This is a genomic window from Prochlorococcus sp. MIT 1303, assembly GCF_001631965.1.
GTDB classification, from domain to species: Bacteria; Cyanobacteriota; Cyanobacteriia; order PCC-6307; family Cyanobiaceae; genus Prochlorococcus; species Prochlorococcus marinus_D.
This window is the reverse complement of the sequence record NZ_LVHK01000044.1, coordinates 422,580-436,916: the sequence shown is the minus strand read 5'-3', so window position 1 is coordinate 436,916 and position 14,337 is coordinate 422,580. Positions and strand designations below refer to the sequence as shown.

The 14,337-nt window shown below is 52.3% G+C and carries 14 protein-coding genes; 8 read left to right on the top strand and 6 right to left on the bottom strand.

Features of this window, described 5'->3' with window-relative positions:
• Window position 1: 1 nt before the first annotated feature.
• The 5 genes from PMIT1303_RS11195 (at window position 2) to PMIT1303_RS11175 (ending at window position 6,586) form a co-directional block, all read left to right on the top strand.
• A complete protein-coding gene (locus PMIT1303_RS11195; protein ID WP_063398766.1) occupies window positions 2-1,543 on the top strand; it encodes a flippase-like domain-containing protein in 1,542 nt (513 codons plus the stop codon).
• Window positions 1,543-2,511, top strand: coding sequence for a lysylphosphatidylglycerol synthase transmembrane domain-containing protein (locus PMIT1303_RS11190; protein ID WP_063398765.1), 969 nt, complete (start codon window positions 1,543-1,545; stop codon window positions 2,509-2,511). Before PMIT1303_RS11195 ends, PMIT1303_RS11190 begins: the two co-directional genes overlap by 1 nt.
• Window positions 2,512-2,516: 5 nt before the next feature.
• Window positions 2,517-3,263, top strand: a complete 747-nt coding sequence (locus PMIT1303_RS11185) for an SDR family NAD(P)-dependent oxidoreductase (protein ID WP_063398764.1) — start codon at window positions 2,517-2,519, stop codon at window positions 3,261-3,263.
• Window positions 3,260-4,630: an FAD-binding oxidoreductase gene (locus PMIT1303_RS11180; RefSeq protein ID WP_231901509.1), complete on the top strand. Its 1,371-nt coding sequence runs from the start codon at window positions 3,260-3,262 to the stop codon at window positions 4,628-4,630. Before PMIT1303_RS11185 ends, PMIT1303_RS11180 begins: the two co-directional genes overlap by 4 nt.
• Before the next feature lie 552 nt (window positions 4,631-5,182).
• Window positions 5,183-6,586 (top strand): hypothetical protein, encoded by a 1,404-nt coding sequence (locus tag PMIT1303_RS11175; protein WP_063398763.1) that lies wholly within the window; start codon window positions 5,183-5,185, stop codon window positions 6,584-6,586.
• Window positions 6,587-6,881: 295 nt separating this feature from the next.
• Here PMIT1303_RS11175 and PMIT1303_RS11170 read toward each other — a convergent pair whose 3' ends face one another.
• Both PMIT1303_RS11170 and purE read right to left on the bottom strand, forming a co-directional pair.
• A complete protein-coding gene (locus tag PMIT1303_RS11170; protein ID WP_063398762.1) occupies window positions 6,882-7,493 on the bottom strand; it encodes a hypothetical protein in 612 nt (203 codons plus the stop codon).
• A 75-nt stretch (window positions 7,494-7,568) separates the two neighbouring features.
• Window positions 7,569-8,150, bottom strand: a complete 582-nt coding sequence (purE, locus tag PMIT1303_RS11165; RefSeq protein ID WP_255359784.1) for a 5-(carboxyamino)imidazole ribonucleotide mutase — start codon at window positions 8,148-8,150, stop codon at window positions 7,569-7,571.
• On the opposite strand from purE, the gene PMIT1303_RS11160 reads away from it, so the two are divergent.
• A complete protein-coding gene (locus tag PMIT1303_RS11160; RefSeq protein WP_231901478.1) occupies window positions 8,135-9,340 on the top strand; it encodes an N-acetylglucosamine-6-phosphate deacetylase in 1,206 nt (401 codons plus the stop codon). The two genes, purE and PMIT1303_RS11160, sit on opposite strands and share 16 nt — an antisense overlap.
• A 26-nt stretch (window positions 9,341-9,366) precedes the next feature.
• Window positions 9,367-10,080, top strand: a complete 714-nt coding sequence (gene bchM / locus PMIT1303_RS11155; RefSeq protein WP_063398761.1) for a magnesium protoporphyrin IX methyltransferase — start codon at window positions 9,367-9,369, stop codon at window positions 10,078-10,080.
• Window positions 10,081-10,135: 55 nt separating this feature from the next.
• Here bchM and PMIT1303_RS11150 read toward each other — a convergent pair whose 3' ends face one another.
• The 4 genes from PMIT1303_RS11150 to PMIT1303_RS11135 all read right to left on the bottom strand — a co-directional run bounded on the left by PMIT1303_RS11150 (window position 10,136) and on the right by PMIT1303_RS11135 (window position 13,109).
• On the bottom strand, window positions 10,136-10,750 hold the full coding sequence (locus tag PMIT1303_RS11150) for a dockerin (protein WP_231901477.1): 615 nt from the start codon (window positions 10,748-10,750) through the stop codon (window positions 10,136-10,138).
• A 24-nt stretch (window positions 10,751-10,774) separates the two neighbouring features.
• Window positions 10,775-11,773 carry an RluA family pseudouridine synthase gene (locus PMIT1303_RS11145; protein ID WP_231901476.1) on the bottom strand — a complete coding sequence of 333 codons (999 nt, stop codon included), beginning with the start codon at window positions 11,771-11,773 and terminating at the stop codon, window positions 10,775-10,777.
• Window positions 11,774-11,794: 21 nt separating this feature from the next.
• Entirely contained in the window at window positions 11,795-12,520 is a 726-nt protein-coding gene (locus PMIT1303_RS11140) for a response regulator transcription factor (RefSeq protein ID WP_063398976.1), read from the bottom strand.
• Window positions 12,521-12,590: 70 nt separating this feature from the next.
• The gene (locus PMIT1303_RS11135; protein ID WP_231901475.1) at window positions 12,591-13,109 is read right to left on the bottom strand and encodes a hypothetical protein; all 519 of its coding nucleotides are present in this window, start codon (window positions 13,107-13,109) and stop codon (window positions 12,591-12,593) included.
• Here PMIT1303_RS11135 and PMIT1303_RS11130 point away from each other — a divergent pair.
• Entirely contained in the window at window positions 13,108-14,316 is a 1,209-nt protein-coding gene (locus tag PMIT1303_RS11130) for a cysteine desulfurase family protein (RefSeq protein WP_231901474.1), read from the top strand. The two genes, PMIT1303_RS11135 and PMIT1303_RS11130, sit on opposite strands and share 2 nt — an antisense overlap.
• The last annotated feature ends 21 nt before the right edge of the window (window positions 14,317-14,337 follow it).

Below are 14,337 nucleotides of genomic sequence, written 5' to 3'. Positions count from 1 at the left end.
CATGGCGATTGCAGTTTTTGATGTGGACGGCACCCTTTTGCAGGGTGATTGTCTACTGATGGCATGCCGACGATCGCGTGGCGCCTTGGGCACAGTCTTGGCAGTCCTGATCTGTATGCCTTGGCTGATTGCATGGCAACTACGGCTCATCAAAACTGGACGTTGCAAAGAGAAGGTCATTGCAGCCTTTCGTATCTGTGAGGCCGTTAATCAGGCTGCATTGAACGATCGCCAGGATTGGTTACTGCCAATGCTGCAGCGTCAACTACGTGATGAAGCTGTTCAGAGATTGCAATGGCATCAGAAGCGTGGTGATCGAGTATTGCTCTGCTCTGCTTCACCGCGCCTACTCTTACAACCACTAGCCGATGTTTTGGGCGTAGAACTGCTCTGCACTGAATTAGCAAAAGTAGACGGTTTATGGCAACCGCAATTGGTGAGTGCTAATTGCAAGGGCTCCGAGAAGGTGCGATGCCTGGAAGCCCATTTAGGGCCACTAAAACATTTCACAATTGAAGCCTATGGCGATAGTCGTGGCGATCGGGAACTACTACAAGCTGCCGCGATCCCCCACTACCGCAGCTTTTGTACTGAACCAAGGCCCTACCCTGCTTTCTCGCTGGGCGCTTTGTTGCCATTGATAGCTCTGACCCTGCTGAGCTATGGGCTGTTGGGGAGTTGGAGCCAGGGCGACAAGTTACTTCCGCTATTTCTGCGCCTTTGGCCACAGATATCAGTGGGGCTGCTGCTTGTACTGGTTAGCTATACGGTTCGCTACGGCAGGTGGAGGCTGTTACTGGCGGCTCTCTCTTTGCAACCACCCATAGCAGATGATGCCAGGATCTGGATGGGTTCCTATGCTTTTACCGCTACGCCAGGTAAAAGCGGAGAAGCTGTTCGTTCTTGGCTACTCAAGCAGAACTGCAATATCCCGGCACCCCCGACTCTGATGGCGTTGGCGGTAGAGCGCCTCACTGACGGTACTTCTGTACTGCTTATTTTGTTGTTCAATCTGCCCTTGCTGCTGCGTTGGAAACTGCCTTTGGTCTTGCTATGCACCTTGGGGCTAATTGCTGTGATCGGGTTCTGGCTGTTGGGCTGGGGACGCTGGTTGAGATCGTTGTTTTGGTCGACTGCTAACAAGTTGCTGCCTGAAAAGTTTGTCAGCGCAAGCGGAGATGGTCTGATTGCATTACGGCAATTGTTGCGACCGCGACTCTTGCTAACGGCAACCATGATTGGGGTAGTGGCATGGTCATTAGAAGGCCTCAGCCTATGGATATTGATTAAAGGCATCGGCGCAGGCGGCATCAACTGGAATGAAGCAACAATTGCTCACACGGCCGCTGGCCTCCTTGGAGCTCTTTCCCTATTGCCAGGTGGACTTGGCAGCACCGAGGCAGGCACCATTGGTCTGTTGAATCTCCAAGGTGTACCTCTTGCCGTCGCCACTCCGGCCACTCTGCTAATCCGCTTGATGACTATCTGGTTCGCTACCGGTCTGGGAGTGTTGTGCTTGCTATGGCAAGAGCGTAGAAGCTGATGTCAGCTGCTGACTCTGAAGCCAGTCAAGGCTGGAAACCAGCATGGAGCAGTTTCATTGCCCTGACACTCATAGCTGTGGCTTTAACGGCGATGCTGCAGAGGCCAGCTTCTGAGCGCCAAGTACTTGTAGCGTCGACCCACAAGCTGCTGCTGTGGCTTCCAGTGCTCTACGGCATCGTGGTAGTCAGCTATGCAGGCCGTTATTGGCGCTGGAGGCTATTACTGGGCCGAATTGGAATCGGTCGACTGAGTTGGGCCGATCTGATCGGCTGGTTTCGTGGCTTTGCCCTCACGGCAACCCCCGCCAAGTTGGGCGAACTCAATCGGATTCGGCAGCTCCATAGGCAGCTGAACTACCCCCGCAGCCCCCTGGTGCACGTCTTTGTAGTTGAACGCATCGCTGATGCATCTGCCGTGGCTTTTCTGCTGATGCTGTTGACGCCGAATCAATTGCTGGTGCATCTTTCAGGCCTGAATTGGATCGTTGAACTACTGCTAGCTGTGGGGGTGTTGGCTGTTGTTTTCTTTTCCGCCTTACGCCCCCTGCGCTGCTTCTTATCCAATCGCTTAAAAAGCTGGCATCATCATCTACCCAGCGGCGCTCTGGGGCGCGCCATCTGGCCCGCCATATTGATTTCAATGGCGCTGTGGGCCAATGAGGCCTTAGTGCTTTGGTTACTGGTGCACTTGCTGAGCCCTACACCGATCAGCATCCCAACAGCCATCAGCATTTATTTGCTGTCTGGTGTCATCGGCATAGCTTCATCATTACCTGGCGGGGTTGGAGTGAATGAGGCCGTCACAGTCTTGCTTTTAAGCAGACTGGACATTGGCCCTGCAGTGGCCCTGCCGGTTGCGGTGCTTAGGCGGATTATCACCCTTTGGTCAATCGTGGCTCTCGCTGCTGCGATTAGGATTTTCTGGCCTTATCCAGCCTTCTCATCTAGCAAGTTTGCGAAAGGATGAACACTATGGGTCAAGCAGCGAGAACTCCGATTCGCAGCTCCTTTGTGCTCGGAAGTACCAGTGAAATAGCCAAGGCAATTTGCCATGAGTTGGCTCGATGTGGCTGTCGTCAGTTCCATTTGATTGCCCGCAACCAGGCTGGGAACGAACAACTGGCCGAACAACTGAGAAATCACTATGGCGCAGTCGTCACCCAGGAGCAGACCGATCTTTTGACTGATGTAGCCCTTGATGGTCCTTGCAAGCCGCAGGTGGGCAACTATGACTTGTATTTGATCACTGCGGGTTCTCTTGGTGATCTCGAACTAGCGCGCAACGATGCCACTGAAGCCTTGCGAATCACAGCTGCAAACTACAGCGGTCTACTGCCATGGTTAACCGCAATTGCTACTCCTGAGCGGCTTTCTGGCCCGGGGCGGTTGTGGGTGTTCAGTTCAGTTGCAGCTGATCTTGGCAGACCCTCCAACTATCACTACGGAGCAGCCAAAGCTGCTCTTACTGCGTTCTGCGAGGGTCTACAACTGCGCTGCCAAAGGAAGCCTTTTGCAGTGCGCACCATCAAGGCTGGCTTTATGGCCACATCGATGACGATTGGCAAGGCACCAAAAGTTCTGTGCGTCAGTCCACAATCGGTGGCGCGTGATCTACTGAGACGCCCCAACCGTAGAGGTATCGAATACCTCCCCTGGTGGTGGGCACAGATCATGTGGTTCATTCGCTTGTTGCCTGCGCCCTTTGCTTCAAGGCTGTGACCTTGCCCCTCTCTTCGCAAACACAAATCCTCAGCGGTTGGGGCCGCACAATGCCAGTGCAGGCAAAGGTTGTGCAGCCAGCCAGCGTCCAACAAGTCCAGGAGCTAGTGCGTCAGGCAAGCCCGGCCTCACTGATCGCGAGAGGGCTAGGCCGCTCATACGGTGATGCGGCCCAACTGGATGGTGCCTCTGCGGTTGAGATGGGAGCCTTTGATCAAATCAACCTTGATCTTGTCAAAGGCTCTGTGACAGCCGGCGCAGGGGTAAGTCTGAATCAGTTGCTGCGGGTAATCGTGCCGGCAGGCTTTTTTTTGCCCGTCACCCCTGGCACTCGTAACGTCACCATTGGCGGTGCCATTGCAGCAGATGTGCACGGCAAAAACCATCACGTTGATGGCAGCTTTGGCAATCATCTCCAACGGCTGTTGCTTGTTGATGGCAGAGGCGAGCTGCGTGAGCTCACCCCCAGCGGGAAAAGCAGCGTGGATGAAAGCGAACAGTTCTGGGCAACGGTGGGTGGGATGGGTCTCACCGGCATCATCGTGGAAGCCACCTTTTCACTCATCCCAATCAGCAGCTCTTTGATCAGCGTCAATACCGCTCGATATCACAATCTCGATGAGCTGATGGCTGCGATGGTGGCGTCTGATAGCAATTACCGTTACAGCGTCGCCTGGATCGACAGCCTCAATGCAAAGGGCCGCGGAGTTCTCAGCTGCGGTGACCATGCCATGGCCGAACAACTACCCACCAGCCAACAGGCGGATCCACTGGTTTACGACCCCAAGCCCTTGGCCTCAGCACCGACTTTTCTCCCTGGAGGGCTACTCAACAAGCTCACCGTACGAGCCTTTAACGAAGCCTGGTTTCGCAAGGCACCCAAGCAGCGGCTAGGTGAATTGCAGACAATCGGAGCCTATTTCCACCCTCTTGATGGTGTGCAGGACTGGAATCGTATCTATGGCCCGGCCGGTTTTTTGCAGTATCAATTCGTTGTGCCAGACAACGCCTCACACTTAGTGCTCTACACGCTAGAAGCCTTGCGAAAAATTGGCACTTCGAGCTTTTTGACTGTGCTCAAGCGTTTTGGTCCTAGCAACCCAGGCCACTTGTCGTTTCCAATGCAGGGATGGACACTTGCAGTGGATCTTCCTGCAGCGGTACCGGGATTATTTGAGGTACTTGACCATCTAGATGAACACATAGCTGCTGAGAATGGCAGACTGTACCTAGCGAAAGATTCGCGCCAATCAGCCACAATCCTTCGCCGAACTTATCCACGACTGGAGGAGTGGCAGCAAGCAAGAGAAAAGCTTGACCCCAGCAAAGTCTTCTCTTCAGACATGGCTATTAGGACTGGACTTTAGACCAATCATTCTCATCAATCTAGAGAACACTCCCTGACACTATCTGCATGTATATGACGCAATCATTCTGCGCCAACAAGTCAATGCTTCTCTAGCGAACATGATCGTTGTCAACAAGTAGTGTCATCGGCTGGGGATAGCGAAGAAGATACAGTCCAAAACTATTCATCTTGAAGCAAATCAGCTAAGCCAAATATTGGCTTGCAAAGAATACTTAGAAATTTTGCTTAAGCCAAATGCTGCCGGTTGAATCATCCCCAATCGGCTAAGGATTGGATTCAAAAGCAATATCGTGAATCACAAGCATACCTGCCAGAACATACATTCAGCCAAAAGAGTGGTTGCCAAGCCCACATGACAAGCGCTTACAAAGCCCATCAACCAAACAGTCTACACATTAACAAAAAGAGAATGGCAGCATTTAGCGATCTCAAGAAGAGATATCCCAATAGAAGTAGCATCAACAAATCAACCTTTGCAGAAATTTTATGCCGGCTATATTACATTTATCATGCCCAATAAGTAGGCCTTGCAATGTGATTTAAAGCTGGCTTGATCCTACCGGTCAGCGCCAAGGCTAAAATCAAGAAATTAATAGAGGCTTCTATTGATTTGAAAAAACATGGATGGCTACAGCTTTTTATGAGTCACTTCTGGGGTGTCTCATTATCTTCAGCAGACAGCATTGTGATGCTGATGCTTTCCGCTACATTCCTCCGAGGCATACTGCGCAATATTAGTGAAAATAATAGCTACAACGATTCTTGGACTGTTGGGGAATGGCTTATAAACTACTCAGGAGGCTTTGTACGCCGAGGGCTGCCTGGCTCCGGCATTTATCATCTAACAATTCTCACAGGAATTAATCCTGAAAATCTTGTTTTAGCTATATCTCTTTTATTCTTCGCAATTTTAGCGGTCTTTCTCTGCTGGCGTAGAGAGCTGTTGTTGCATCCACTGGTCATTCTTTCATCAGTAGGGCTTCTAGGGCCATTAACAACTGGCAATTTGATCCGAAAGGATTTTACTGTACTAATTCTTTTGCTTGCTTGTCTATTAATTCTTAGGGCCTGGTGGTCTCGTCGATGGTCGACAATTCCAGCTCTAATCATGATCAATACAATCTCAATTATGGGCATCCTTAGCCAGGAAATATATGGTTTTGTTGCACTACCAATATTAATTCTAATAGCAGGTTATTTGATCGCGCAAGATAGAAATTGCCATGTATTTATTTTTTGGAAAGGTTTAATAAGGGCCTTTCTATTCTTGCTCCCTACTTTGGCAATATTTTCCTTAGTTCTGCACGCACGTGGCAATAGTGAGATTGCCCATGCCATCCATAGTTCGTGGGTCGCACTTGCCGATCTAATGGGGCCGTCAGACAAGCTAATCAGTGGATCACCCGATGGAGCAATTAAGGCCCTAGCCAGGGTCCCTGGTACTCAATTTGCCAAAACCTATACAATCTTCAAAAGCTTTGCGGGTCCGATTTGGGTGCCCCTGGCTTGGCTGATAACGGCCATGGCTGGATTACGTCTACTCTTGGCAGGATTTGGCCATAGTGCCATGGCCAATATTAATTTTGATCGCTTTCAATTACGCCGCTTTGCTCTAATGGTGGCCTCGATCCAAATTATCGCCATTGCACCCCTATTTATCCTCGGAACCGACTATGGTCGCTGGCTATCATTCTGGTATCTAAGCACTTTACTAATCGTATTGGTTTGGGCCCAAACGGATCTGATTAATGTTAATCAATATTCCTCCATTCATTTGCTTATGCCAACATCTATCGATTCGTACTTCATCAAAATGCAGAATTGGCTTTGTTCTGATATGCATCCGAACACCCTTCGTTGGCTTGTAATCCTTCTAGGGATACCAGAACATGCTTCCTGGAGCCTAATGGATTGGCTTGCAGCCACTCCATTAGGCTATCTAATTTACCTCTAATAATTAATGATTTAATACTATCAACGCCTTACGAATTCCGGGCGATCAGCAATCAAAACCCTCCTCGCAATTGAGAACAATATGATTATTTCTTTAATATTTACGCCTAATGCGGCCTCCGAATGATCAAACCCTAAAGCAATTACTACTATCCAAGTATTACCATGAAGTTTTTTCTAACAACCAGGAGATGGTGAAAGAATGCAATGCCCCCGCTCATTAAGTTTAGCCTTCTCTTCAAGCGATATTGTTCCGCGAGGGCTAATCCAAAGCGCTCGTTGAGATCCTCAGCAGGTCAGTCGCTAGCCTGAAGCGTGGCTCCTCGCAAAGAAGCCTGCCACCAAAATGCAAGCCAGCAAGCAATCCCAACAAACTTAAAGCCCTCTTCAAACAACTGCACCGTGGCGTAGCCAATGGGCAATAGATCCTGAACCTTATCGCTGACTATCGAGAGGCCCAGAAGCATGGCCGCCGCCAGGAATGCCACACCATCAGCCTGGATGACTAATTTGCGAAAGCGTAACAAGATGAATAGGGCCAAAATGGCATAGGAGGTATATAGAAAATCAGGGCCTATATGACGATCATGCAGTAAAAATAAATCATCGAGACAAAGAATAGTGGAAAAAATGCCACCCACTAGCAACAGCTGACACCAATCACGCTTTATTGCTAGCCCAGAGAGGGAAACAAAAAGGCTTATGGCTGCCGCTGCAGCCCAAAGCAAAAATCCAAAATTAGAAAGCATGCCAACAGCAACTGGGAAGTCGCATGTCTGCATTAGATCCGTTAAAACTTTTCCAGGTTGAATACCCGCAGCTGCCGAGAGAGACAGCACAACAATGTAGACGATTAATGCCGGGAAAATAGCAACAACCAAGAGGCGGGTGAAAGGATTACGCAGCATCAAAACTCATAAACAAGCATCAAGCCGGGACCTTACCTGTGGCTTGAGTGGAGTTGCGAGGTTCCAACAAGACCTTCACATCTGCCCCAAATAAGCCTCACTGCCAAGCTCCAACAAGCGAGCATCCTTGGCTACCACAGCATCGTGAAGATCCTGGCGGTAGGCCCTCAACCGCGCTGCAAGCTTTGGATCGCAGATCGCCAGGATCTGAGCCGCAAGCAAGCCAGCATTAAGCCCTCCACCAATCGCCACTGTTGCCACAGGGATTCCCCCAGGCATCTGCACAATCGAATGCAAGGAATCCACCCCGGAAAGAGCCCTGCTCTGCACAGGTACTCCAATCACTGGCAGCGTGGTGAGTGACGCCACCATGCCCGGCAAATGAGCAGCACCGCCGGCACCTGCCACGATCACCTTCAAACCTCTCTGATGAGCTTCCTTTGCAAAGGCCACCATCTCCAGGGGCGTACGGTGCGCAGAAAGCACACGCACCTCCACCTTCACACCGAACTCCTCTAAGACGGTGACAGCCGGTTGCAGGGTTGGTAAATCAGAATCACTACCCATCACCACAGCCACCTGCGGCGGCGATTCAGCAGCTGCCAAAGGCACAGGCAGAGAAGCAGAGGTCACGATGAATAATGACGACAATGCCATGGTCCCGCACTAGCACCGCCTGGCCACCTCCCATGCATCGGATCACCCACATCCGCCTGCCCGAACCTCTCAACAAAGCCGTGGACACCAAGCTGTGGTGGATGGCCTTAGATGAACACGAGCGGGTGCTCAGTGTTCAACCCATGGCAGATGGCTCTGCCATGGACGGGGAGAGCTGGCAGGGCGACTGGATCAGCCCCATGGGCATCGATCTACAAATCAATGGAGGGCTGGGATTGGCCTTCCCTGAGCTCACCGCCAAAGACATTCCCCAGCTCCTGAAGCTGCTCGACAAACTCTGGCAAGACGGTGTACAGGCAATCTGCCCCACGCTTGTGAGCTGCGGCGTAGCAGCCCTGCGTCAATCTTTAACGGTGCTGCATGCAGCCCGAGCACAACACTGCCCGCAACGCTGTGAACTGCTGGGGGCCCACCTTGAAGGCCCTTTTCTGGCAACGGCACGCCACGGCGCCCATCCCCTGGAGCATCTCTGTGCTCCGAGCCTAAGGGCACTGGATGAACGCATTCGCGGCTTTGAACAAGACATCAGTCTGATGACCCTGGCTCCAGAACTGCCCGGATCCTCTGAAGTGATTGAACGACTCAGGACCCTAGGCATCGTGATATGCCTAGGGCACTCGAACGCAGATGGGGAAGCATCTGCCGATGCCTTCTCCCAGGGAGTGGGAATGCTGACCCACTCCTTCAATGCCATGCCCGGTCTTCACCATCGTGCAGCTGGCCCGGTGGGGGAAGCCTGCATGCATGGAGAGATCGCTATGGGACTAATCGCCGATGGAGTTCATGTTGACCCCACCATGGCGGTGCTATTGCAAAGACTGGCACCACAACAGCTAGTACTTGTGAGCGATAGTCTCGCTCCCTACGGCCTCAAAGATGGCAAGTATCGCTGGGATGAAAGAGTTCTGCTGGTCGAAAAAGGAACCTGTCGTTTGGAAGATGGCACTCTCGCAGGAGTCACATTGCCGCTCCTGGAAGGGAGTCGACGTTTAGCCACTTGGAGTGGTGAACCTGCCGCGGCCATCTGGGCTGCCACCATGGCCCCTCGTCAGGTGATGGGCCATGGCCGCACACTGCATGAGCTACTTGTGAATCAGCCCTTAACAGACTTACTCCGCTGGCAGTGGAAACCGGATACTGAAGAGCTGATCTGGAAGCATGCTGCTTAAGATCCCGATCGTCTGAACCCAACTCAATGGCCATGGAACAGCGCCAAGAGCTCAAACAGGCCGAAAAAACTGAAGTGGCCAACTACTTCAACGGAACAGGGTTTGATCGCTGGAATCGCATCTACAGCGAAAGTGATGATGTCAATAAAGTGCAGCGCAACATCCGCATCGGCCATCAAAAAACGGTGGATGATGTGCTCGCCTGGCTTCAGGAACGCGGTGATCTGAGTGCCATGAGTTTCTGCGACGCCGGCTGCGGGGTAGGAAGCCTCAGCCTTCCTCTGGCCGCAATGGGGGCTGGATCAATTGCCGCAAGTGACATTTCCGCCGCCATGGTGGCCGAAACCAAACGCCGCGCTGCAGATGCAAAGTTGGATCTAAGCCGACTAACCTTCACAACCTCCGACCTCGAAAGCCTGCAGGGTTGCTTTCACACCGTGATCTGCCTGGATGTCTTCATCCACTACCCCCAACAGGCAGCTGAAGAGATGGTCCGTCACCTATGCGGACTCACACAAGAAAGTTTGCTAGTGAGCTTTGCCCCTTACACCCCTCTACTAGCGCTACTCAAACGCATTGGCCAGCTGTTCCCAGGGCCTAGTAAAACCACTCGCGCGTATACCCTTCGCGAAGACGGCATCATCAAAGCCGCAAGGGGCTGCGGATTCGAACCCATCCGCAGCAAACTCAATCAGGCTCCATTCTACTTTTCACGACTAATTGAGTTCAAGAAAATTTAAAATCACAGTCAAATCTCCTCGCAAAAGCAATAAGGAAAGACAATATCTACTAAACTCAATCAAGCTTGAATTGGCTGAACAAGTTAATATCAACTGCGACTGCATCTCCAGGCTTGACAAATGCGGTCCCCACCAGCCCAGTATAAGAACCACCCTCGCCAATAACTGAAAGCCTATCGCTCTCAGGAAAGATATTTGCAAGAACAAGATCAATAGAACCGGATTGATTAATAGCTTTCCACTTGCTAGCGCTTAAACCAAGAGAACCCAGGCCTCGCAACTGAAGATTCCCTTTCTTCAACCTAAAAGTTCCCTGAAAATGGGTCACAAAAGTCTGCTGCCGATCATGCCCCAAAGCCTGGCTCATCACAATCTGCTCAACAGCATAAAAGGTTGATTGCGACTGAGCACAAGCAGCATCCTCAGAAACATTAAAAACATACGTCATATGATCTCCAACTGAAATTTGCCCGTCCTGGTTTGCATCAGAGAAAAACGTAGATTTTATTTTGCAGACTAATAATTGCAGGTCCAATCTTTCAGGCTGCAACACTTGATGCTGGCGCACAGAATTCAAAGAGCAACCTGCAATTCCCATCAAAGAGCATGCAATCAGCAACCCACGCTTCAACATCAACAAGTCACGAGCTCTTGGGGATTCAACGATCACCCTAACCAGTGAAATAGGCGCCGCTCATCTTTCCGTCTTCATCTGGAGGCGCCGCGGCGAGCAGGCTGTGAAGCCATGCAGACGTTTGCGGTAGGGCACATCCAGAAGCCTGTGAGCATGAAGACAATAACCACCATCACCTGGTGTTGCTGCTGATGAAATCTGCCCATCAAAGCCGTAGAGAGGGTCGCCAATCAAAGGCGAACCAATCGCTGCCAGATGGATTCGGATTTGATGCGGACGCCCAGTTTGAATTGCTACCTCAAGCAAATCTGCATCCTGACGTCGCTCCAGCAATCGCACAGTTGACAAGGCTGTAAGAACACGAGATTCAGACTGCTTTGAATCATGTTGCCGGGATGAATCAGCAGCAACCCAAACCTTGCCCACCATGGGGTGAGCCGTCTGCACAATCGGGACCCTGATCGTGGCAACCTCATCGCAATGGACATTCAGATTGCGGTGCGCCAAAGCGCGATAAATCTTCTTGCAGCCTTGATCACCGGCAGTGGCACGACGAAACATCGCTGAGAGTTTCGCTCGAGTCTCCCTTTGCCTAGCGCAGATCAACAGTCCCGATGTGAACCGTCCCAGCCGATGCACCGGCCTTGGCAGCCGAGACTCCCCATCCAGCTGACAACGACGTTGCAGCAGCCCCGTCAGCGTGTGATCAAGGAACCCCCCACCTGGGATCACCGGCAACCCTGAAGGCTTATTGACGACCAGCAGATCGCCATCATCAAAAATCACCTCCCAGCTCGCCGGAACCGCAGCTTCCAGCCATGGAGGGCGCTGCCAACACACCTGATCACCTGAGGCGAGCAGCTGATCCAATCGCACCAGCTCGCCATTCAACCGAATCTGCCCAGCCTGCAAACGCTGTTGCCATACATCGCGACTCGAGTGGGTGTAATAGACCGCAAGCAACTCCACCAACCCTCGACCAGCATCCACAGCAGCAATGCGTTGGCTGTAGGTCCAGCCATGATTGAAGCTGGCTGAGAGCCAATCCGCATCAGACACGCCATTACAGCCTGCCAATGGTCATGTCACCAACTGGTTTTCCAAGGCATAACGAACCAACTCAGTGCGACTTGACGTGCCCGTTTTGATGAACAGACGACTCACGTACTTCTCAACATTGCGAATTGATGTCTCCAACTGCCGAGCGATCTCTTTATTCATCAACCCCTCAGCCACCAATTGCAGAACACTCGCTTCCCGCGGCGTGAAATTGTGAAGCGCTACATCCTTGGATGAACTGCCATCACCATGGGCAAGCATGGAGCGAATCTCTGTGATCTGGCGGGCCATCTGACCCACATCAGTATCCGCGAAACGAGCTGCTTCCCGAAGAAGACGATCTTGCCGACGAACCACGTTGCGGACACGAGCCACCAACTCCTCAGGGTCAAAGGGTTTAGGGATGTAGTCATCCACCCCAGCCAGATAACCCTCGGTGCGATCGGCCGTCATCCCCTTAGCCGTGAGAAAAATCACAGGAGTGCCACCCAAGCGCTCGTCCTCCCGCATCCGCTTAAGCAGTCCATAGCCATCACAACGCGGCATCATCACATCGCTGATGACCAAATCAGGCAGCATCTCTTGAGCCTTCTGCCAGCCATCGTCTCCATCGACAGCAGTGGTGACCTCAAATCCTTCATCCTCCAGATAAGCCTGCACCGCAGTGCGCAGTCCGGGTTCATCATCAACCAGTAGTAACCGCGGAGACGGGGCAGCCTCGACATTCTGGGGAAGGGTCTCACTCATGGGCCAACAGGATTGCAAGCTGCAAAAATCTAGAAGCGATCGCCCCAACAGTCCTGAAGCGATAGGGACCTCAACGGACTGGTCCGACCAAGACTTCTTGGGATTCAACTAACACGGTTGAATAACCGAGTGATAGAGCCTTATCTTTCAGATTGGTTGGATCTTTGCCGGCCAGCTCTGGGACACAAGCCGCCCACCACACAAGATGATCCTCCCGATTCGCTGGGTTCACAATCCCCCCTGGATTAAGACGGCGCACATACACCGCTCTGCTATCTCGGGTGATCCGTAGAGGTTCTTCGAGGCTGCAGCTCACTGACTCCGTGTGAACGTTGAGGTCATATGACCACTCCTGCCAAAGTTTGAAGCGGCGCAGATCCTGATCAAACTTGTCCGTCTTGAGCGCATACATCCCCAAGAGATAATCGCCACCAACATCAGGGCGCTTAATTAACACCACCAAATTGGCAGGCCGACTCTTCTTCATCTGCTCAATAACCTCCTGAGGCTCAATAGCCTGTGAAGGGCGGAGGCATAACAAAAACAAGGCCGTGAGGCTCAGACCAACGATCCTGAAAGAACGACGCATGCGCGACAGAGCAACGGAACTTTCCACCATGCTGCCAAGCCTTTCCAGTGGATCCCTAAAACAATCCCCCCTTTGCTTGGATTATCAGGCAACCACACCCTGTGCTGCCGAGGTTGTCAAGGCCATGGCCGCCTACTGGAGCGAGGACTGGGGAAATGCCTCAAGCCGCCAACATCGCTCTGGATTGAAGGCCGCAGCCGCAGTGAGCCTCGCTCGAGAGCAACTGGCCTGCCATCTGCGCGTCACACCGCAACGCGTGATCTTTACGAGCGGTGCCACAGAAGCTAATAACCTGGCGCTAGTGGGCCATGCCAGGGCAAGAGCAGAACAACGCGGAGCACCAGGCCACCTGATCACGCTGGTTGCTGAACACCATGCCGTACTCGATCCGCTGCGCCAATTGCAAAAGGAAGGTTTCCGACTAACCGAACTACAACCACGGGCTGATGGTCTACTGCGACCGGAGCAACTGGCTGAGGCATTTGAAAACGACACGCTGCTCGTGAGCGTGATGGTCGCCAACAATGAAACGGGTGTCATCCAACCCCTAGCAGAGCTGTCAGAGCTTTGCCGTCAGCGTGATGTGGTTCTGCATAGCGATGCCGCACAAGCCTTTGGTCATATCCATCTCGATGCAGATGCTCTCGGGCTCGATCTGGTCAGCATCAGCGGCCACAAGCTTTACGGCCCTAAAGGGATCGGCGCACTCGTCGTACGTCCTGAAGTGCCAATCAAACCCTTGCAGTGGGGTGGGGGCCAAGAGCAGGGCCTAAGGCCTGGGACACTACCCGTGCCATTAATTGTGGGCCTCGCTAAAGCCGTAGAACTAGCCATGGAGGACATCACCAGCCGCCAAGACAAGCTCTGCACGCTGCGTAATCAACTCTGGGATGGTTTACGAGAACGCCTCCCCAATCTCATCCTCAATGGATCGCTAGAGCACAGGCTGCCTCACAATCTCAACATCACAATTCCAGGCGTGCGCGGCAGCAGCCTGCATCAACAATTGCGACCGCTCATTGCTTGCAGCAGCGGCTCTGCCTGCAGCCAAGGAGCCCCATCCCATGTGCTGATGGCCTTAGGACGCACATCAGCTGAGGCGGAAGCCTCGCTTCGACTGAGCTTGGGTCGCAACACCTCAAGCGAAGAGATCACCCAGGCTGTGGAGTCGATTAGCAATGTCGTGACCGACCTGAGAGCTAGATAGCAACAACTGCCTCACAATCGA